19 protein-coding genes are annotated in these 19470 nt (G+C 58.0%); 12 read left to right on the top strand and 7 right to left on the bottom strand.

Translation table 11 applies throughout. The features are described from left to right. Positions 1-61: 61 nt before the first annotated feature. Both lrp and HFD97_RS02445 read right to left on the bottom strand, forming a co-directional pair. Complete coding sequence (gene lrp, locus HFD97_RS02450; protein ID WP_006118610.1) at positions 62-556, bottom strand: leucine-responsive transcriptional regulator Lrp; 495 nt, start codon at positions 554-556, stop codon at positions 62-64. Between the two features lie 174 nt (positions 557-730). Continuing rightward, complete coding sequence (locus HFD97_RS02445; RefSeq protein ID WP_140028290.1) at positions 731-964, bottom strand: hypothetical protein; 234 nt, start codon at positions 962-964, stop codon at positions 731-733. 110 nt (positions 965-1074) lie between these two features. On the opposite strand from HFD97_RS02445, the gene trxB reads away from it, so the two are divergent. From trxB to infA, 5 genes are all read left to right on the top strand, one after another. Continuing rightward, the gene (gene trxB, locus HFD97_RS02440) at positions 1075-2040 is read left to right on the top strand and encodes a thioredoxin-disulfide reductase (protein WP_009091134.1); all 966 of its coding nucleotides are present in this window, start codon (positions 1075-1077) and stop codon (positions 2038-2040) included. A gap of 144 nt (positions 2041-2184) precedes the next feature. After that, positions 2185-3954, top strand: a complete 1770-nt coding sequence (gene cydD / locus HFD97_RS02435) for a cysteine/glutathione ABC transporter permease/ATP-binding protein CydD (protein ID WP_167431057.1) — start codon at positions 2185-2187, stop codon at positions 3952-3954. Next, positions 3954-5684, top strand: a complete 1731-nt coding sequence (gene cydC, locus HFD97_RS02430; protein WP_167431058.1) for a cysteine/glutathione ABC transporter ATP-binding protein/permease CydC — start codon at positions 3954-3956, stop codon at positions 5682-5684. Before cydD ends, cydC begins: the two co-directional genes overlap by 1 nt. A gap of 33 nt (positions 5685-5717) precedes the next feature. Next, positions 5718-6410: a leucyl/phenylalanyl-tRNA--protein transferase gene (gene aat, locus HFD97_RS02425; RefSeq protein ID WP_167431059.1), complete on the top strand. Its 693-nt coding sequence runs from the start codon at positions 5718-5720 to the stop codon at positions 6408-6410. Between the two features lie 345 nt (positions 6411-6755). Further along, positions 6756-6974, top strand: a complete 219-nt coding sequence (gene infA, locus HFD97_RS02420) for a translation initiation factor IF-1 (RefSeq protein WP_002211347.1) — start codon at positions 6756-6758, stop codon at positions 6972-6974. A gap of 86 nt (positions 6975-7060) precedes the next feature. Here the strand turns inward: infA and clpA are convergent, their stop codons facing one another. Both clpA and clpS read right to left on the bottom strand, forming a co-directional pair. Beyond that, a complete protein-coding gene (clpA, locus tag HFD97_RS02415; protein ID WP_009091142.1) occupies positions 7061-9337 on the bottom strand; it encodes an ATP-dependent Clp protease ATP-binding subunit ClpA in 2277 nt (758 codons plus the stop codon). A gap of 52 nt (positions 9338-9389) precedes the next feature. After that, the gene (gene clpS / locus HFD97_RS02410; RefSeq protein WP_003849318.1) at positions 9390-9710 is read right to left on the bottom strand and encodes an ATP-dependent Clp protease adapter ClpS; all 321 of its coding nucleotides are present in this window, start codon (positions 9708-9710) and stop codon (positions 9390-9392) included. Between the two features lie 316 nt (positions 9711-10026). Here clpS and cspD point away from each other — a divergent pair, with 316 nt between their 5' ends. Next, complete coding sequence (gene cspD, locus HFD97_RS02405; RefSeq protein ID WP_009091144.1) at positions 10027-10248, top strand: cold shock-like protein CspD; 222 nt, start codon at positions 10027-10029, stop codon at positions 10246-10248. A 69-nt stretch (positions 10249-10317) separates the two neighbouring features. Here the strand turns inward: cspD and HFD97_RS02400 are convergent, their stop codons facing one another. Next, complete coding sequence (locus HFD97_RS02400) at positions 10318-11946, bottom strand: ATP-dependent endonuclease (RefSeq protein WP_167431060.1); 1629 nt, start codon at positions 11944-11946, stop codon at positions 10318-10320. Positions 11947-12078: 132 nt separating this feature from the next. Between HFD97_RS02400 and HFD97_RS02395 the strand changes: the two genes are divergently transcribed. The 3 genes from HFD97_RS02395 (at position 12079) to ltaE (ending at position 15992) form a co-directional block, all read left to right on the top strand. After that, a complete protein-coding gene (locus HFD97_RS02395; RefSeq protein ID WP_167431061.1) occupies positions 12079-12978 on the top strand; it encodes a lysine exporter LysO family protein in 900 nt (299 codons plus the stop codon). A 219-nt stretch (positions 12979-13197) separates the two neighbouring features. Continuing rightward, complete coding sequence (gene poxB / locus HFD97_RS02390; protein ID WP_058957467.1) at positions 13198-14919, top strand: ubiquinone-dependent pyruvate dehydrogenase; 1722 nt, start codon at positions 13198-13200, stop codon at positions 14917-14919. Positions 14920-14990: 71 nt separating this feature from the next. Then, positions 14991-15992, top strand: a complete 1002-nt coding sequence (ltaE, locus tag HFD97_RS02385; protein WP_167431062.1) for a low-specificity L-threonine aldolase — start codon at positions 14991-14993, stop codon at positions 15990-15992. A gap of 3 nt (positions 15993-15995) precedes the next feature. Here ltaE and HFD97_RS02380 read toward each other — a convergent pair whose 3' ends face one another. Together HFD97_RS02380 and HFD97_RS02375 are read right to left on the bottom strand one after the other, a co-directional pair. After that, positions 15996-16820: an N-acetylmuramoyl-L-alanine amidase gene (locus HFD97_RS02380; RefSeq protein WP_167431063.1), complete on the bottom strand. Its 825-nt coding sequence runs from the start codon at positions 16818-16820 to the stop codon at positions 15996-15998. Next, positions 16817-17137 (bottom strand): heavy metal-binding domain-containing protein, encoded by a 321-nt coding sequence (locus tag HFD97_RS02375; protein ID WP_009091154.1) that lies wholly within the window; start codon positions 17135-17137, stop codon positions 16817-16819. The genes HFD97_RS02380 and HFD97_RS02375 overlap by 4 nt, the downstream gene beginning before the upstream one ends. Before the next feature lie 106 nt (positions 17138-17243). Here HFD97_RS02375 and HFD97_RS02370 point away from each other — a divergent pair, with 106 nt between their 5' ends. From HFD97_RS02370 to artJ, 3 genes are all read left to right on the top strand, one after another. Next, positions 17244-17783, top strand: coding sequence for a lipoprotein (locus tag HFD97_RS02370; protein WP_009091156.1), 540 nt, complete (start codon positions 17244-17246; stop codon positions 17781-17783). A 206-nt stretch (positions 17784-17989) separates the two neighbouring features. Beyond that, on the top strand, positions 17990-18718 hold the full coding sequence (artP, locus tag HFD97_RS02365) for an arginine ABC transporter ATP-binding protein ArtP (RefSeq protein WP_009091158.1): 729 nt from the start codon (positions 17990-17992) through the stop codon (positions 18716-18718). A 15-nt stretch (positions 18719-18733) separates the two neighbouring features. Beyond that, positions 18734-19465, top strand: a complete 732-nt coding sequence (gene artJ, locus HFD97_RS02360; RefSeq protein WP_009091160.1) for an arginine ABC transporter substrate-binding protein — start codon at positions 18734-18736, stop codon at positions 19463-19465. Positions 19466-19470 lie beyond the last annotated feature (5 nt).

The raw sequence follows: 19470 nt of genomic DNA, 5'->3' as shown, positions 1-19470 counted from the left end.
TGATCCTGTATGAATTCACAGGAGTGTACCGAAATATCTCAGGTTTTGCACCTGCCCCGCATCAGCGAGTCTTGATCACCAGGCGATTGCTCTGTTTGACCTCTTCCATGACGACATAGGTTCGCGTGTCATTTACGCCCGGCAGGCGCAACAGGGTCTCACCCAGCAACTTACGGTAGGCAGACATGTCAGGAACGCGCGTTTTCAGCAGGTAGTCGAAATCACCGGAAACGAGGTGACACTCTTGAGTTTCCTCAAGTTTTTGCACAGCGGCGTTAAATTGCTCAAACACATCCGGCGCACCACGATTCAGAGTAATCTCAACGAATACCAGCAGAGAAGCATCAAGATAGTGCGGGTTCAGCTGTGCGGTATAGCCAAGAATAAATCCCTGACGTTCGAGACGGCGCACGCGCTCAAGACATGGCGTAGGCGATAATCCTACGCGTTTGGAAAGCTCTACGTTTGAAATACGACCATCTTTCTGAAGTTCGTTCAGAATGTTCCTGTCAATTCTGTCGAGGTCTTTCCCGGGGCGTTTCTTATTATCTACCATTATTATTGTCTCTCTTCATTCCTTCCCTTTACCTGCCACACCCTGAAAACGCTCATTGTTCGGGGCATTTTTGAAGTGAGCTAACAGAGCCTGTGGGTGAGACTTATCGATATGACGCATGCTGTCTGTCCACATCATGCGTCATTATCCATACCAGGCTGCTTTTATTCGGCGTTAAGTGCAAAACAGGCGATGAAAACCTGTTTTGTTCCGATAAATGTTATCCGCTTCTGATAATGTTTTCGCAAAAGCGCAGGCGATTGTCAAAGTAAAATCACCAAATTCAGGACAAGATGCCAGACAGACCGCTGGGTTACTGTTTTTAAATGAGGTTTTTTCAGCTATTGCACCGCTTAAGCGGAGTTTTGCCCCCTTTTGGCGCATTGCAGAGGCAAAGTTGCCATTCATCGTCTACGCCACTTGCAGCTATCGTTAACAAAATTGCCTAAACCTTGTCATTGCTGCCGGATATTCCCTACAATCGCAGGCTATGTCAGCCGAATGAAACTGAGGAACGCATGAGTACGGCCAAACACAGTAAGCTACTCATTCTGGGCTCCGGCCCAGCGGGTTATACCGCAGCGGTTTATGCTGCACGCGCCAACCTGAACCCGGTGCTGATCACCGGTCTGGAAAAAGGCGGACAGCTGACCACGACCACTGAAGTGGAGAACTGGCCGGGCGACCCGCACGATCTGACAGGTCCATCACTGATGGAGCGTATGCATGAGCATGCCGAAAAATTCAATACTGAGATCATTTTCGATCACATCCACACCGTTGATCTGCAGAACCGTCCGTTCCGTCTGACCGGCGACAGCGGCGAATACACGGCTGACGCCCTGATCATTGCGACGGGTGCGTCAGCGCGCTACCTGGGTCTGCCTTCCGAAGAGGCGTTCAAAGGCAAAGGCGTCTCTGCCTGCGCCACCTGCGACGGTTTCTTCTACCGCAACCAGAAAGTGGCCGTGATTGGTGGTGGCAATACGGCCGTTGAAGAGGCACTCTACCTGGCGAACATCGCGTCTGAAGTGCATCTGATCCATCGCCGTGACAGCTTCCGTGCAGAGAAGATCCTGATTGATCGTCTGATGGAGAAAGTGCGCAACGGGAATATCGTGCTGCACACGCATCGCACGCTGGAAGAGGTGGTCGGCGACCAGATGGGCGTCACCGGGCTGACCCTGCGCTCGACGCAGAACGAGGAAACCGAATCGCTGGATGTGGCGGGTCTGTTTGTCGCTATCGGCCACAGCCCGAATACCGCAATTTTCGACGGACAGCTGGCGCTGGAAAATGGCTACATTAAAGTCCAGTCCGGCCTGCACGGAAACGCGACGCAGACCAGCATCCCGGGTGTGTTTGCGGCAGGTGATGTGATGGACCACACATACCGCCAGGCGATTACCTCTGCGGGCACCGGTTGTATGGCGGCGTTAGACGCTGAGCGTTTTCTTGATGGATTAGTTAAAAACGATCAGTAAGTTGTTAACCCGCTGATCTCAAATGTTCCAGGCGACGGTTTTTCAGTCGCCTTTTTTATTGCCCTCATGCTAGATTCTGGCGCCAGAAAGGAGGGAAATGCCTTTCCCTCTCCTCCCCATCATCGACATTTAGCATGGTCTCGCATGGATAAATCGCGGCAGCAGCATCTCACCCGCTGGCTTCGTCAGCAGCGTCATTTCGGCGGTCGCTGGTTGCGCCTGAATACGCTGCTGGGCACCGTCAGTGCCCTGCTGATTATTGCCCAGGCAGGTTTACTGGCCTCACTGCTTCAGACGCTGATCATCGGGCAACAGCCGCGTGAAACCGTGACGGCCAGCCTGCTGCTGCTGTTGCTCTGCTTTGTGCTGCGCGCCCTGATAAATTATGCCCGTGAACGGACCGGCTATCGTGCCGGGCAGGCGATCCGTCAGGCGTTACGCCAGCAGGTGCTGGACCGGCTCGCCGGGCTGGGTCCGGCGTGGATTCAGGGTAAACCGGCCGGTAGCTGGGCGACCCTGCTGCTGGAACAGATTGAAGAGATGCAGGAGTACTATGCACGCTATCTGCCGCAGATGACGCTGGCAGTGCTGATCCCCTGCTGCATTCTGCTGACGATTTTTCCGCTCAACTGGACCGCGGGTCTGATCCTGTTTGCCACCGCCCCTCTGATTCCACTGTTTATGGCGCTGGTGGGGATGGGCGCCGCTGAAGCCAACCGGCGGAACTTCCTGGTGCTGGCGCGTCTGAGCGGTAACTTCCTGGATCGCCTGCGCGGCCGGGAGACGCTGCGACTCTTCTATCGGGGTGCAGCAGAGCAGCAGGCGGTGGCAGACGCCACCACCGATTTTCGCCAGCGCACCATGGAAGTGCTGCGCCTCGCTTTTCTCTCCTCCGCCGTACTGGAATTTTTTGCCTCCCTGGCGATTGCCGTCGTAGCAGTCTATTTTGGCTTCTCCTACCTGGGCGAATTGCATTTCGGCGACTATGGCCGCGGCGTGACGCTGTTCGCCGGTTTTCTGGTACTGATTCTGGCGCCAGAATTTTTTCAGCCACTGCGCGATCTCGGCGCGTTTTATCATGCGAAAGCTCAGGCGGTAGGCGCTGCCGATGCACTCGAAACGTTTATGCAGGCTACGCCAGCCGCCACACCTCAGCAGGGTCAGATCCCCTTCACGGCCGATCGTTCCCTCTCGCTGACCGCCGACCAGCTGGAAGTCTGCGCCCCCGATGGTCAGGTACTGTGTGGCCCGCTCACGTTTACCATCGCCGCCGGTGAGCAGATTGCGCTGGTCGGTCAGAGCGGGGCTGGCAAAACGGCGCTGATGAACGCCCTGCTCGGCTTCCTGCCGTACCGGGGATCGCTCAGGGCTAACGGGGTTGAATTGCGCGATCTGCAGCGGGCGGACTGGCATCAGCAGCTCAGCTGGGTAGGACAGAACCCTCAGCTACCGGCCGCCACGCTCCGTGACAATATTGTGATGAATGCAGCCTGGGAGGCGGAACGATTTGCCGCGCTGCTGGAGGCGTGCGGAATTAATGAGTTCCTGCCGCGTCTGCCCGACGGCATCGAGACCCGGCCCGGCGAGGGTGGTCAGCTGCTCTCTGTGGGTCAGGCGCAGCGGGTCGCCGTCGCGCGCGCGCTCTACAAAAGGTCGCATTTTTTACTGCTTGATGAACCCGCCGCCAGTCTGGACGCACTCAGCGAACGTCATGTAATGGCAGCGCTGAATCAGGCGGCCTCCCGACAGACCACGCTGATGATTACCCATCAGATTGATACGCTGAGCCGCTGGCAGACCCTCTGGGTTATGGAGGCGGGTAAGCTGGTGCAGCAGGGAGAGTGGCAGGCGCTGTCGCAACAGCCCGGTGCTTTTCGTGAGATGCTGCAACATCGTCAACAGGAGATCCGCTGATGTCCGCCCTGCGCCCCTTTCTTCGTCTGTGGCTGCGCCACCCTTTTCGCCTCGCGCTGGGCATCGTGCTGGCGATTGCGACCCTGCTGGCGAGTATCGGCCTGCTGACCCTGTCTGGCTGGTTTCTGGCTGCCTCATCCGTCGCAGGGGTAGCTGGCCTCTACAGCTTTAACTATATGCTGCCTGCGGCCGGTGTGCGGGGCGCCGCCATTATTCGTACGGCGGCGCGCTATGCGGAACGTCTGGTGAGTCACGATGCGACTTTCCGGGTGCTTCAGCATCTGCGTCTCCACACCTTCAGCCGTCTGATGGCACTTTCGCCCGGCCAGCTGTTGCGGTTCCGGCAGGCGGATCTGCTCAACCGCTTTGTGGCCGATGTGGACACGCTGGATCATCTCTATCTGCGCGTCATTTCGCCGCTGACGGGTGCCCTGGTAGTCATCGCGGTGGTCACCACGGGCATGAGTTTCATCGACATCGGGCTGGCCCTGACGCTGGGCGGCATCATGCTGGTCACCCTGATCGTGATGCCCGCGCTCTTTTATCGCCTGGGCCGGCCCGCGGGCGTCGCCATTGCGCGTGGTCGCGCCCGCTGGCGCTTACAGCTGATGCAGTGGCTGACGGCGCAGGCAGAACTGACGTTATACGGTGCGTCGCAGGCGTGGCGTCAGCGACTGGATGAGGATGAACAGCAGTGGCAGCAGTCGCAAAGCCAGCAGCAGCGTCTGCAGGCCCTGGCGCAGAGCCTGCTGCTGCTGATTAGCGGCGTGACGGTTACACTTCTGCTCTGGCTTGGGGCTGCAACAGTCAGTCAGCAGCAACTCCCCGGCTCGCTGATTGCGCTGGTCGTGTTTTGCGCGCTGGCAGCCTTTGAGGCGCTGGCTCCGGTCGCGGGCGCCTTTCTGCCGATGTCTCAGGTGACCACCGCGGCTCAGCGGGTCAGTGACATTATCGATCAGTCACCTGCTATCACCTTTCCGGCCCATTCCGCTGCCCGGCCCGGCAGCCTGACCGTCGATATCGATCGGCTCGACTTCAGCTATCCCGATCGGCCAGACCGGGTGCTTAATCAATTTACGCTTAAGGTGGATACGGGTGAACACATTGCGCTGCTCGGGCCCACCGGCTGCGGAAAATCCACCCTGCTGGCGCTGCTGACCCGCGGCTGGAACAGCCAGCAGGGTGATATCCGCCTGAACGATCTGCCGATCGCCGCCTGGTCAGAATCTGCACTGCGCCAGCGCATCAGTGTGGTTACTCAGCGGGTGCATCTTTTCAGTCAGAGCCTGCGCGATAACTTACTGCTGGCCTCTCCCGGCGCCAGTGATGAGCAACTGAATCACGTACTGAACCAGGTTGGCCTGCAGCGCCTGCTGGAGAATCAGGAAGGCTTAAATGCCTGGATGGGCGAAGGCGGCCGGCCGCTTTCCGGTGGTGAACTGCGTCGGCTGGCGCTGGCGCGCGCATTACTGCACGACGGCGATCTCTGGCTGCTGGATGAACCCACCGAAGGGCTGGATGCCACCACCGAACAGCATATTCTCGCCCTGCTGCAGCAGCTGACCGCCGGAAAAACCGTCATCATGATTACCCATCGCCTGAGCGGTCTGGAAAAGATGGATCGCATCTGTGTGATGGACAACGGGACGATTGTCGAACAGGGCAGCCATTGCGAATTAATCTCAAAAGCGGGTCGCTACTGGCGTTTCCGGCAACGGATTGCGCTATAGTCTTAGCGAAATGCTGATGAGTAACCTATCGCGATGAGACTGATACAACTGTCACGGGAATCTCTGCAATTTCCGCCTCCTGAAATGGCACTGCGTGAGCCGAATGGCCTGCTGGCCATGGGGGGCGACCTCTCCCCTGCCCGGTTACTGAATGCGTATCAACGCGGCATCTTCCCGTGGTTTTCGTCCGGTGATCCTATCCTGTGGTGGTCACCCGATCCCCGTGCGGTTCTTCTGCCCGAGCAGTTTCATCTCAGCCGCAGCATGAAGCGTTTCCATAACCAGTCGCCCTATCGCGTCACGATGAATGAGGCGTTTGCCGAGGTGATCGAGGGCTGCGCCAGCGGACGCGAAGAAGGCACCTGGATCACGTTTGAAATGAAGCGCGCCTGGCGGCGACTCTATGAGCTGGGCCACGCCCACTCCATTGAGGTGTGGGACGCGCATCAGCTGGTGGGGGGCATGTATGGGCTGGCGATGGGGCAGATTTTCTGCGGCGAGTCGATGTTCAGCCGCCAGCAGAATGCCTCGAAAACCGCGCTGTTGGTCTTTTGCCAGCATTTCATCCGCCATCAGGGGCGTCTGGTCGATTGCCAGGTGCTTAACCCGCACACCGCCTCGCTGGGCGCGCAGGAGATCCCCCGCAGTGACTATCTGCACTATGTTCAGAACTTTGCCAGCCAGCCGGTCAGCGAAGGCTGCTGGCAGACCCAGACCCTTTTTTAGTCACGCCGAGATGTTTTGCACACATAAAGACGGTTAAGTGGTATAATAGTCGGGTTTGGTATGTCGTCCGCGCTTCGCAATAACGAGCCGGAATTGCCAGGCTGGGAATCTCAACGCACTCTCGGAACTGTTTTCAATCGTGCGCGTGTAACCGGTTGATACAGATTCTTAGCCCGCTAATCCCCCGCAGACGCCACATAAACACCCTAATTTTACCGGATGCCCGCCACTGACGAGCACCCCCGGCAAAGCGTTGGCAAAATCGCCGACGGTTCTTTACATAAATCGTTGAATTGGGCATTATCTTGCCGGTTCAACTGAAAGGTAGTACACCCAGAGGATTCGATGGCCAAAGAAGACAATATTGAAATGCAAGGTACCGTACTGGATACGTTACCTAACACCATGTTCCGCGTAGAACTTGAGAACGGACACGTGGTTACTGCTCATATCTCCGGTAAAATGCGCAAAAACTACATCCGCATCCTGACGGGCGACAAAGTGACCGTTGAGCTGACCCCGTACGACCTGAGCAAAGGCCGCATTGTCTTCCGTAGTCGCTAACAGACATTAATTTCGCCGCCCTTCAGGTTGCAGCGAAAAAAAAGGCCGGATAATTATCCGGCCTTTTTCACATCTGCAGCAGGCGATTAATGCACTGTGCCTTCAGTTTTCCGTTTTTCCGCACTCAGGAAGTGATAGGTCAGTTCACCTTTCTCACGATCCAGCGCCACGGATACCGAGCCACCATCCACCAGCGAACCAAACAGCAGCTCATTGGCTAATGGTTTTTTCAGGCTGTCCTGCACGGTACGCGCCATCGGACGTGCGCCCATCGCCTTGTCGTAACCCTTCTCCGCCAGCCAGTCGCGGGCTTCATCACTGACTTCCAGCGACACGCCTTTGGCATCCAGCTGCGCCTGCAACTCGACAATAAACTTGTCGACCACCTGATGGATCACTTCTGGTGACAGGTGACTGAACCAGATGATGTTGTCGAGACGGTTACGGAACTCTGGCGTAAAGATCTTTTTGATCTCTTCCATTGCGTCGGTGCTGTTGTCCTGATGAATCAGGCCAATCGACTTACGTTCCGTCTCACGCACACCGGCGTTAGTGGTCATGACCAGCACCACGTTGCGGAAGTCCGCTTTGCGTCCGTTGTTATCGGTCAGCATACCGTTGTCCATCACCTGCAGCAGCAGGTTGAACACATCCGGGTGCGCTTTCTCAATCTCATCCAGCAGCACCACCGCATGAGGATGCTTGATAACGGCATCCGTCAGCAGGCCGCCCTGATCAAAGCCGACGTATCCCGGAGGCGCACCAATCAGACGACTGACGGTGTGACGCTCCATATACTCAGACATATCAAAGCGCAGCAGCTCGATACCCAGCGCTTTCGCCAGCTGCACGGTCACTTCTGTCTTACCGACACCGGTTGGTCCGGCAAACAGGAAGGAACCTACCGGCTTGCGATCCTGACCCAGACCTGCGCGGCTCATTTTGATCGCTTCAGTCAGCGCCTCAATGGCGTTGTCCTGACCAAAGACCAGCATTTTGAGACGGTCGCCCAGATTTTTCAGCGTATCGCGGTCAGTTGCAGAGACGCTTTGCTCCGGAATACGGGCAATACGCGCAACCACGGTTTCAATGTCGGAGACATTGATGGTTTTCTTGCGCTTGCTGGCAGGCATCAGGCGCGCACGCGCACCCGCTTCATCGATGACATCAATCGCCTTGTCAGGCAGATGACGGTCGTTGATATATTTCACCGCCAGCTCCACGGCGGCGCGCACCGCTTTCGCGGTATAACGCACATCGTGATGCGCTTCATACTTGGTTTTCAGGCCATTCAGGATCTGCACGGTCTCATCAACAGACGGCTCCGTGATATCGATCTTCTGGAAACGACGCGCCAGCGCACGATCCTTTTCGAAGATGTTGCTGAACTCCTGATAGGTGGTAGAACCCATCACCCGAATCTTGCCGCTGGAAAGCAGCGGTTTGATCAGGTTGGCCGCATCGACCTGGCCACCGGACGCAGCCCCTGCACCGATGATGGTGTGGATCTCATCGATAAACAGAATGCTGTGTTCGTCCTGCTCCAGCTGCTTCAGCAGCGCTTTGAACCGTTTTTCAAAGTCACCCCGGTATTTGGTGCCAGCTAACAGCGAACCAATATCCAGCGAGTAGATGGTGCACTCTTTCATCACTTCCGGCACGTCGCCCTGCTCGATGCGCCAGGCGAGACCTTCTGCAATGGCGGTTTTACCGACACCGGATTCCCCCACCAGCAGCGGGTTATTTTTACGGCGACGGCACAGCACCTGAATGGTACGTTCCAGCTCTTTATCGCGACCAATCAGTGGATCGATCCCACCGACGCGAGCAAGCTGATTAAGATTGGTGGTGAAGTTTTCCATACGCTCCTCCCCGCCTGCTTGCTCTTCGTTAACCGGATTTTCTGCGCCTGGCGCCTGGCCCGGCTCATCTTTGCGCGTACCGTGAGAGATGAAATTCACCACATCAAGGCGGCTGACTTCATGTTTGCGTAACAGATAGGCCGCTTGCGACTCCTGCTCGCTGAAAATGGCGACCAGCACATTCGCGCCGGAGACTTCGCTGCGACCGGATGACTGGACATGGAAAACCGCACGCTGCAGAACGCGCTGGAAGCTGAGCGTCGGTTGGGTATCACGCTCCTCTTCGCTGGCGGGCAGCACCGGCGTGGTTTGTTCGATGAAGGCTTCGAGTTCCTGCCTTAGAGCCACAAGGTCCACCGTACAGGCTTCCAGTGCCTCTCTGGCCGACGGGTTACTGAGCAATGCCAGTAACAGATGCTCGACGGTCATAAATTCATGACGGTGCTCACGCGCTCTGGCGAAAGCCATATTTAAACTGAGTTCCAGTTCTTGATTGAGCATTAGGCACCTCCCCCAATTATCGCCCTTACCAGTTTCCTATATGGAGACGTGTTCAGGCTTTTTCCAGCGTACACAGCAACGGATGATGATTTTCCCGCGCATAGTTGTTCACCTGGGCCGCTTTTGTTTCGGCGACTTCTGCAGTAAATACACCACAGATCGCCTTGCCGTGATAGTGAACTTTCAACATCAGCTGCGTTGCACGTTCAACATCATAAGAAAAGAACTTTTGTACAACGTCAATAACAAATTCCATAGGTGTATAATCGTCATTATTCAGAATGACTTTATACATTGAAGGCGGCTTTAACCCTTCGCGTACTTTGTCTTCGGCCAGATGTTCAAAATTAAGCCAGTCGTTTGTGTTTGCCATAGTGTTCCGTTGAGATTTCGCTTTGAGCTTTTACGTCGCTACATCCTGAGAGTTTAACATGTCTGTCAAGCCGCTGGCCGCTGCTGAAAATTTATTCAGAAATTTCCTCGCGCGACCTGCATCACAAAATTCGCAATAGCGTTAACTGCCTCAAATTTTGATGATTTTTTCCTCACCTGGCCCGGTGGTTTGCTTGACGCCAGCGGCGCTTTCTCTACATTCTACCTGCACAGGCTGATTGAGTTTTAATCAACTCTGACTCACAGCGTCTGAGACCTCACCTACTTATAAAATGTCTTGCGAGGGAAGTAAAAGCATGGAGACGGGCACCGTTAAATGGTTCAATAATTCCAAAGGCTTTGGCTTTATCTGTCCGATCGGAGGCGGCGACGATATTTTTGCGCACTACTCCACCATTCAGATGGAGGGCTACCGAACGCTAAAGGCAGGCCAGCAGGTTCAGTTCGATGTTCATGAAGGTCCGAAAGGCAATCACGCCAGCCTTATCGTCCCCGTTGAGGTGCAGGTTGTGGCCTGACACTTCTCCCCTTATGAACGGTGGACCCAAATGCCAGCCCGTGCCGCTGGCATTTTCATTTCAGGGCATTCAGTCTGCCTGCCCCTGGGCCAGCCGGATAACCCGGGCAAACATCTGCCGCATCAGTGGCGGAATCGCCTCTGGCCCGCGCTCTGCCGCCGATGAGGCTACCGCAATCGCCAGCTCAGGTTTGGAACTGCGGTGAATCGCTTTGGTAATAATACGCCTGGACCTCATCGGAACGTTTAACGGCAGGTGCGCCATCTGATGATAAACCTCCTGGAAGCCGTGCTGATAAAGAAAATTTTCCATATCCAGCGCCGGTAACTGCGTCAGAAAACGCGGCTCCGCGTCACCCGGCTGCAGCTGACTGCGCGCCGTGGCGGCATACTTATGCCCCGCCTGATCGCCATCGGTCAGCACATGCCAGGCGATGCCCATACGCCGGGCAAACTTCAGCAGGGGCTTGAGACCGGACTGCGCAAACTCAATCACTTTGATCCCTTCAGCCGCAAAGTTGTAGCCACACTGCTGCGCCAGCTCATTCATGATCCAGACTTCGGTCTCCCCCTCCACCAGCAGCCAGCAGCGGGCGAACAGCGCCGCAGGACGGTTGACACGGATATGAAAGCCGATACGCCGACTCTCTTCGGCACTCAGTCCTTCCGGACCGATGCGCCAGGCCGCTACGCGCGACGATTCACGCACCAGACGGCAGACATTTTCCACCGGCACCTGCGACAGCAGCTCAGCGGAATTGGTGGTGGCAATTTTCTGCAGCGGCAGCAGCCTCAGCAGGTTCCACGCTACCGAGAGCATAATCGGGTGCAGCCGGGTTTCCGGGTCTTCAATCAACAGCAGCGGCCGCGCATCGGCGGCAAGAGGCAGATCGCCCCGCGCCGCGATCAGCAGGGTAAAGATCTGCAGCAGGATCAGCTGGCGGCTGCGGGAGTCCGTTCCCGCAATCAGCTGGTTGAGGTGATCCAGCGCCCGCCAGCCCTGCCCGCCGTCGCGCGTCTGCCCATCCCGCGGCCGCGCCGTCTGACCGGTTTCCGGCGTCTGCACCTGAAAGTAGTGCTGCATCAGCTGCTGCATGGTCTTTAGTCCCTGCCGCAGCACCTCATCGCTGAGCTGCTGTGGGTGGCGCGCCAGATCGCGCGCCAGCGACTCCAGTAACGGGGTATGCGCAGAATCCAGCGGCGCACTTCCCCGGGTGCGCTTGCTGAAACGCGCATCGCGCAGTCGCAGAACCGGATGACGTTTCAGCAACCGATCGATGGCCGCGGCACAGCCCGGCTCCGGCAACAGCTGACCGTCAGCGTCTGTAAAACGGCGCTGGGTTTCAATACCGCTATCCCGCCAGATGGCGCTGACGCGGTAAAAGAGTCTGCGCTGTCCCTGAGCGTCACGCTGCCAGAAGGGAGCGAACAGCTCATCGGCGTCGTGCTCATCGTCGCGAAAGTGAAACAGAACCGACAGACGGCGCATCGGATCGTCCGCCTCGCCCGGGGTAAAGTGAAAATCGGCGGGCGTAAAAATGTGCGCCGGTTGATGCGGCGACAGCAACAGGCTCAGGGCATCCAGCAGGCTGGATTTGCCCCAGGCGTTCTCACCAATCAACAGGTTGGTCCGGGTCAAAGGCAGTGAAAGCTTATTGATGCCGCGGAAACCCCGAATATCGATATGTTCCAGAATCACAGGCGTCCATCCTCAGTTTATAAGAAGCATGGTTGCCGTAAGCCAGCCGGTCAAGCCGCGTTTAAGGGGTTTACTCCATCACCCTTTTTCGCTAGCTTGTCGCCTCTTCTCCCAGGGATGGAACCTGCTGTTATGTACTCCGGACTTCTGATTATTCTGCTGCCGCTGATCGCTGGCTGGCTGTTACCCTTCCGACAGACTGCCACCCTGCGCCGGGTCAACCAGCTTCTGGGCTGGATGGTTTACGTCATTCTGTTTTTTATGGGCATCAGCCTGGCCTTTCTCGACAACCTCAGCAGCAACCTGCTGGCGGTGTTTCACACTGCGCTGGTGGCCGCATTCTGCATCCTGATCTGTAACCTGCTGGCACTGCGCGGACTGGAAAAATATGCCCCCTGGCAGCATGCGCATCGCCAGGAGAAGCTGCCGTCGCGGCTGCATATGGCGCTGGACTCGCTGAAGCTCTGCGGCGTGGTGGTGATCGGTTTTCTGCTCGGCCTGACGCAGTGGCCGCTGCTGCATCACGCCTCGACGGCCAGCGAATATGCCCTGATCTTTCTGCTGTTCCTGGTCGGTATTCAGCTGCGCGGCAGTGGGATGACGCTGCGCCAGATTATCCTGAACCGCCGAGGCCTGCTGGTCGCCAGCGTGGTGCTGGTCAGCGCGCTGGCTGGCGGCGTGATCGCCGCGCTGCTGCTTGGCATGCCGCTGAAAACCGGTCTGGCGTTGGCCAGCGGCTTTGGCTGGTACTCCCTCTCCGGGATCCTGATGACCGAAGCCTTTGGCCCGGTCATCGGCAGTGCCGCCTTCTTCAACGACCTGGTCCGTGAACTGGTGGCGATCATGCTGATCCCGGCGCTGATTGGCCGCCATCGCTCGAGCGCGCTGGGCCTGTGCGGCGCCACCTCGATGGACTTTACCCTGCCGGTGCTGCAGCGGGCGGGCGGCAATGAGATTGTCCCGGCGGCCATCGTACACGGCTTTGTGATGAGCCTGCTGGCCCCGATTCTGATCGCCCTTTTCTCTGCCTGAACCCTGTCTGAGATGCGCAGGTCACCATTTACCTGGCCGCGATAAATAAGCGCAACGCGCAGGGAACAGGGTCAGAGGTGAAAAATGGCCCGTCCTCTGCCCGGCCCCCGGCGCTGCCAGCGCATTTTTTCACGCCTGCTTTTCTGCCGTGTCGTCTACGCTTCTTTTTTCAGTTCTGGTCACGTCATACATCAGGGCGAGCCGACAAAGGAGAAGAGCATGAAACAAACCGTGGCGGCGCTGGTCGCCAAAACGCTGGAAAGCGCGGGCGTAAAACGCATCTGGGGCGTCACCGGGGACTCCCTGAACGGCCTGAGTGACAGCCTTAATCGCATGGGCACCATCGAATGGATGCCGACGCGCCATGAAGAGGTGGCGGCGTTTGCGGCGGGCGCAGAAGCGCACATCAGCGGCGAACTGGCGGTCTGCGCCGGCTCCTGCGGGCCAGGCAATTTACATCTCATCAACGGTCTGTTCGATTGCCACCGCAACCGCGTGCCGGTGCTGGCGATTGCCGCGCACATCCCCTCCAGCGAAATCGGCAGCGGCTATTTTCAGGAAACCCATCCGCAGGAGCTGTTCCGCGAATGCAGCCACTACTGCGAGCTGGTCTCCAATCCGGAGCAGTTACCGCAGGTGCTGGGCATCGCGATGCGTAAAGCGATCCTGAACCGGGGGGTTTCGGTGGTGGTCTTACCCGGCGATATCGCGTTGCAGCCAGCGCCGGAGAGCGCCCGCACCGAGTGGTATCCACCGCAGCTGCCGCAGGTTCTGCCGCAGCCTGCCGAACTGGCTCAGCTGGCCAGTACGCTGAACGACGCCAGCGACATTACGCTGCTGTGCGGCAGTGGCTGTGCCGGAGCACATCAGGAAGTGGTCGCGCTGGCCGAAGCGCTGAAAGCCCCTATCGTGCATGCGCTGCGCGGCAAAGAACACCTGGAATATGATAACCCTTATGATGTCGGGATGACCGGTCTGATTGGCTTCTCATCGGGCTTCCACGCCATGATGAACGCCGGGACGCTGGTGCTGCTGGGTACCCAGTTCCCCTATCGCGCTTTCTATCCGGAAAAGGCGCGCATCATCCAGATCGACATCAATCCCGGCAGCCTGGGATCGCATTGTCACGTTGATGAGGCCTATGTCGGTGACGTGAAAACCACCCTGCAGGCGCTGCTGCCGCAGCTGACGCACAAAAACGATCGTACCCATCTCGACAGCGCCGTTAAGCACTATCGTGAGGCGAGGAAAAGTCTGGATGAGCTGGCACAGCCCAATGACAAACAGCCTATCCATCCGCAATATCTGGCGCAGCAGATCAGCCATTACGCCAGCGAGGATGCGATTTTCACCTGTGACGTCGGCACGCCTACCGTCTGGGCGGCGCGCTACCTGAAGATGAACGGCAGACGTCGCCTGCTGGGATCGTTTAACCACGGCTCAATGGCAAACGCCATGCCGCAGGCGCTGGGCGCGCAGTCCATCGACCGGAATCGTCAGGTGGTGGCCCTGTGTGGTGACGGCGGATTCAGCATGCTGATGGGCGATTTTATCTCGCTGGCGCAGCTGAAAATGCCGGTGAAACTGGTGATTTTCAACAACAGCGTGCTGGGCTTTGTGGCGATGGAGATGAAAGCGGGCGGCTACCTGACCGACGGCACCGAACTGGACAATCCCGACTTTGCCGCCATCGCTCAGGCCTGCGGCATCAAAGGGATCCGGGTGGAGAAAGCGTCAGAACTCAATGGCGCGCTGGAGCAGGCATTTGCTCATGACGGGCCGGTGCTGGTCGATGTCATCACCGCCAAAGAGGAGCTGGCGATGCCGCCGCAGATCAAACTGGAGCAGGCCAAAGGCTTCAGCCTCTACATGCTGCGCGCCATTATGAACGGTCGCGGGGATGAAGTGGTAGAACTGGCGAAAACCAACTGGCTGCGGTAAAACAGGGGTTCCATCCAGGCGGGCGCGATGCCCGCCTTTTTTTTGTCTTCCGCTACGTTCAGGAGCATAAGGTGATCGATTTACGCAGTGATACCGTGACCCGGCCCAGCGCCGCCATGCTGAACGCGATGATGTCTGCCGAAACCGGTGATGATGTCTACCGTGACGATCCGACCGTGAATGCGCTGGAGGCGGAGGCGGCACGACTCAGCGGCAAAGCCGCCGCGCTCTTTTTTCCGACCGGTACCCAGGCAAACCTGGTGGCGCTGCTGAGCCACTGTGAACGTGGCGATGAATATATCGTGGGTCAGCAGGCGCACAACTACAAATATGAGGCGGGTGGCGCGGCGGTGCTGGGCAGTATTCAGCCCCAGCCGGTGCTGGCCAGCGAGGACGGTACCCTGCCGCTCGACGTGGTGGCGGCCGCTATCAAGCCGGATGATATTCACTTTGCCCGCACCCGTCTGCTGAGTCTGGAGAACACCCATCACGGTAAAGTGCTGCCGCTGGCTTATCTGGAACAGGCCTGGACTTTTACCCGCGCGCATCAGCTGGCGCTGCACATTGATGGCGCACGGATCTTTAATGCGGTGGTGGCGCAGCAGACCACGCTGGCGGCGATTGCCCGCTACTGCGACAGTCTCACTATCTGTCTCTCGAAAGGTCTGGGGACACCGGTGGGGTCCCTGCTGTGCGGCGACACGGCGCTGATTGAGCGCGCACGTCGCTGGCGGAAAATGACCGGCGGCGGCATGCGCCAGGCGGGCATTCTGGCGGCAGCCGGCCTTTACGCGTTAGAACACAACGTGGCGCGGCTGCAGGAGGATCATGACAATGCCGCCTGGCTGGGTGAGCAGTTGCATGAGCTGGGTATCAACGTCATTGAGCAGCAGACGAACATGCTGTTTGTTGCCGTGCCGGAGGCGCAGGTCAGATCGCTGGGCGAGTGGATGAAAGCGCGTGGGGTATTAATCAGCGCGGGCACCCGTACCCGTCTGGTAACCCATCTGGATACGGATCGTGCCGCGCTGGAACAGGTGGTCGCACACTGGAAGGCGTTTCTGCAGCAGTAACGGCTACTGCGCCGCGCCATAGCGTTCCAGCAGCGCGGCGGCTATCGCAGCCGTCTCAGCATCGGGCAGCCCACGACAATCCGCGGGCCGGAAATGCATCTGGAAGGCGGCAATCACCTTTTGCTGCTCACGCGCGCTCATCCCGTCACTCACCGGATAGCCGTAGCGGCTCAACAGGGTCAGAACCTGCTCTGCGGGCACCGCCGCGTGCGGCGCCTTGCCAGCCAGCCAGAACTGCACCCGACGGCTATCCGGCCAGGCCCCGAGTCCGCGCTGCGCCAGCTGTTGCCAGGGAAAGTACGGCCCCGGATCCTGCTTGCGCTGCGGCGCGATATCACTGTGGCCGACAATATTTTCCGGTGGGATCGCGTAACGCCGGGCAATATCCCGCAGCAGCGCCTCCAGCGCCGTCATCTGTGCAACCGTAAAGGGCTGCCATTCGAGACCGGTCGGCGTGCGGCGATAACCCCGGTTCACCAGTTCAATCCCAATCGAGGTGTCATTGATACGGCTGGCTCCGCGCCAGAAGCTGGGCCCGGCGTGCCAGGCCAGCTGCTGCTCCGGCACCAGCTGCCAGATAATCCCTTTCCCGGCGCGCTGTGGCGGCTGACGGGGGATCAGATAGTGCGCGCTGACCTCCCGATCCGTCAGCGTTGCCAGCGACGACGAAAAGTCTTCGGCGGTGTAGTGGATCACGATCACCTTCACCCGTGGGCGCGCACCCTGTGCCGGATGCCGCAGATCGGCCCAGTAGCCGTCGCGGGATTCTATGCCGGTCTGGCAGCCGGCCAGCAGCAGCGCCGTCAGCAGTAACAGCAGGCGTCTCAACGCAGGATCACCGCCGTGCCGGTGACGCTGACCATCAGCATGCTGCTCTCTTTGCCCACCGTTTCGTAATCAATGTCGATGCCGACCACAGCGTTGGCGCCCAGCGCTTTCGCCTGCGCTTCCAGCTCGTCAAAAGCGATCTCGCGCGCTTTGCGCAGCTCTTTCTCATAAGCACCGGAACGGCCACCGACCACGTCGCGGATCCCGGCAAAAAAATCACGGAAGATGTTGGCACCCAGAATCGCTTCACCGGTGACCACGCCGCAATAGTCGCTGATGCTGTGACCTTCCAGGGTTGGGGTGGTTGAAAATTTCATCGCATTCTCCTTGTTGAAAACCGGACTAAGGCTCTATCGACTAAAAAGCATGGCTATACTCTATGCTAAAAAAGGCACCTTGCCAGAGAACCATAAGGAAATCGAGATGAGAAACAATGCGTTTGCGCTGATGATCCCGGCTGCCCTGTTGCTCAGCGCCTGTACCACCGTGGAGCCCGTGATTAAGGATAATGGGCCGCGAACCGCGCCCTGCATTGAGGGCGGTCCTGACCAGGTCGCTCAGCAGTTTTATGACCTGCGGATCGAACAGCCGGTGCCGGGACTGCCCGACAGCAACACGCTGGCGAAATACCGTCCCTACCTGAGTGACGCGCTTTATCGTGCGTTACAGGCGGCCAGCGGCAGCAACGCCGGTGCGCAGTGGCGCAATGGCGATATCTTCTCCAGCCTCTCGCAGGGTCCGACAGCCGCCAGCGTGGCCGATGCCTCAACGATTCCGAACCGCGATGCGCGCAACATTCCGTTGCGGGTTGACCTGAGCCGTGACAACCGTCAGTGGCAGGATGAAGTGCTGATGATCCATCAGGGCAGCTGCTGGGTGGTGGATGACGTGCGCTACATGGGAAATCCTGCGCATGCCGACGGTGGCAGCCTGAGCCAGATGCTGGAAAAAACGCGAAAATAGATCAGACAGTCATGAGAAGCGCGGCCAGCCTCACTGCCGCGCTTTTTTTATCTCTGCACCCTGCCAGCCCCCCCCGGAGAGGGCATGATTTTGTGCTAAGCTTTTGCTGTTTACCCCCTGTTTTACAAATTTTAACCCGCCTGAATTGCATAACTATTCTGGTGACGTTAAAATCCGCGGCACTAATAGCTATTCAAATCTGGCGCATGAGTATTCAACTAAACGCAATAAACTGCTTCTACGGTGCTCATCAGGCGCTGTTCGACATCAACCTTGAGTGCCCTCAGGGCGAGACCCTGGTGCTGCTGGGCCCCAGCGGCGCGGGCAAGAGTTCCCTGCTGCGGGTCCTCAACCTGCTGGAGCAGCCGCGTTCAGGTCAGTTGCAGATTGCCGGTAATCAGTTCGACTTCAGTCAGAAGCCTTCCGATGCCGCGATTCGGGAGCTGCGTCAGAACGTGGGTATGGTCTTTCAGCAATATAATCTCTGGCCGCATCTCACCGTGCTGCAGAATCTGATGGAAGCGCCCTGCCGGGTGCTGGGGCTCAGCAAGAGCGATGCCCGCGCCCGCGCCGACCGGCTGCTTGACCGGCTGCGTCTGACCCCTTACAGCGACCGCTTTCCGCTCCACCTCTCAGGAGGTCAGCAGCAGCGCGTGGCGATTGCCCGTGCGCTGATGATGGAGCCGCAGGTACTGCTGTTCGATGAGCCAACCGCCGCGCTGGACCCCGAAATTACCGCACAGATTGTCTCAATTATTCGCGAACTGGCGCAGACCCGTATCACTCAGGTGATCGTGACCCATGAAGTGGAAGTGGCACGTAAAACCGCCAGCCGCGTGGTTTACATGGAGAACGGTCATATTGTGGAACAGGGCGATGCCAGCCGCTTTACACAGCCGCAAACCGAGGCGTTTGCTCACTATCTTTCGCACTAAGTCAGGATGCTAAAAATGAAAAAAATGGTACTTGCTGCACTGCTCGCTGGTTTTAGCCTGACCGCTACGGCGGCGCAGACGATTCGTTTTGCGACCGAAGCCTCCTATCCTCCGTTTGAGTTTGTGGATGCGGACAATAAGATTCAGGGCTTTGATGTCGATCTGGCCAATGCGCTCTGTAAAGAGATCGACGCAACCTGCACCTTTACCAATCAGGCGTTCGACAGCCTGATCCCAAGCCTGAAGTTCCGCCGCTTTGATGCGGTGATGGCCGGCATGGATATTACTCCGGAGCGTGAAAAGCAGGTCCTGTTCACCAAGCCTTACTATGACAACTCAGCGCTGTTTGTTGCCCAGAAAGGCAAAGTGGCCAGCGTTGAGGCGCTGAAAGGCAAGCGTGTAGGCGTTCAGAACGGCACCACCCATCAGAAGTACCTGACGGAAAAACACAGCGAAATTACCACTGTGCCTTACGACAGCTATCAGAATGCCGTTCTGGATCTGAAAAATGGCCGTATTGATGCCGTGTTCGGTGATACCGCCGTGGTCAACGAATGGCTCAAGCAGAACCCTGCGCTGGCGGCTGTCGGTGACAAAGTAACGGACAAAGCCTACTTTGGTACCGGCCTGGGCATCGCGGTACGCACCGGTAACACCGAGCTGCAGAGCAAATTCAACGGCGCACTGGATAAGATCAAAGCTGACGGGACGTACAAAACCATCTACAGCAAATGGTTCCAGCAGTAATCTCT

This window comes from Pantoea sp. EKM103V (assembly GCF_011800365.1).
In the GTDB taxonomy this organism is placed as follows: domain Bacteria; phylum Pseudomonadota; class Gammaproteobacteria; order Enterobacterales; family Enterobacteriaceae; genus Pantoea; species Pantoea anthophila.
Note: the sequence above shows the minus strand (reverse complement) of the source record. Positions and strands in the feature narration are given on the sequence as shown.

Bases quoted from the DNA above. Each gene is read 5' to 3' on its own strand.
- lrp (WP_006118610.1), bottom strand. From the start codon at position 556: ATGGTAGATAATAAGAAACGCCCCGGGAAAGACCTCGACAGAATTGAC.
- HFD97_RS02445 (WP_140028290.1), bottom strand. From the start codon at position 964: ATGAATGGCAACTTTGCCTCTGCAATGCGCCAAAAGGGGGCAAAACTC.
- trxB (WP_009091134.1), top strand. From the start codon at position 1,075: ATGAGTACGGCCAAACACAGTAAGCTACTCATTCTGGGCTCCGGCCCA.
- cydD (WP_167431057.1), top strand. From the start codon at position 2,185: ATGGATAAATCGCGGCAGCAGCATCTCACCCGCTGGCTTCGTCAGCAG.
- cydC (WP_167431058.1), top strand. From the start codon at position 3,954: ATGTCCGCCCTGCGCCCCTTTCTTCGTCTGTGGCTGCGCCACCCTTTT.
- aat (WP_167431059.1), top strand. From the start codon at position 5,718: ATGAGACTGATACAACTGTCACGGGAATCTCTGCAATTTCCGCCTCCT.
- infA (WP_002211347.1), top strand. From the start codon at position 6,756: ATGGCCAAAGAAGACAATATTGAAATGCAAGGTACCGTACTGGATACG.
- clpA (WP_009091142.1), bottom strand. From the start codon at position 9,337: ATGCTCAATCAAGAACTGGAACTCAGTTTAAATATGGCTTTCGCCAGA.
- clpS (WP_003849318.1), bottom strand. From the start codon at position 9,710: ATGGCAAACACAAACGACTGGCTTAATTTTGAACATCTGGCCGAAGAC.
- cspD (WP_009091144.1), top strand. From the start codon at position 10,027: ATGGAGACGGGCACCGTTAAATGGTTCAATAATTCCAAAGGCTTTGGC.
- HFD97_RS02395 (WP_167431061.1), top strand. From the start codon at position 12,079: ATGTACTCCGGACTTCTGATTATTCTGCTGCCGCTGATCGCTGGCTGG.
- poxB (WP_058957467.1), top strand. From the start codon at position 13,198: ATGAAACAAACCGTGGCGGCGCTGGTCGCCAAAACGCTGGAAAGCGCG.
- HFD97_RS02375 (WP_009091154.1), bottom strand. From the start codon at position 17,137: ATGAAATTTTCAACCACCCCAACCCTGGAAGGTCACAGCATCAGCGAC.
- HFD97_RS02370 (WP_009091156.1), top strand. From the start codon at position 17,244: ATGAGAAACAATGCGTTTGCGCTGATGATCCCGGCTGCCCTGTTGCTC.
- artP (WP_009091158.1), top strand. From the start codon at position 17,990: ATGAGTATTCAACTAAACGCAATAAACTGCTTCTACGGTGCTCATCAG.
- artJ (WP_009091160.1), top strand. From the start codon at position 18,734: ATGAAAAAAATGGTACTTGCTGCACTGCTCGCTGGTTTTAGCCTGACC.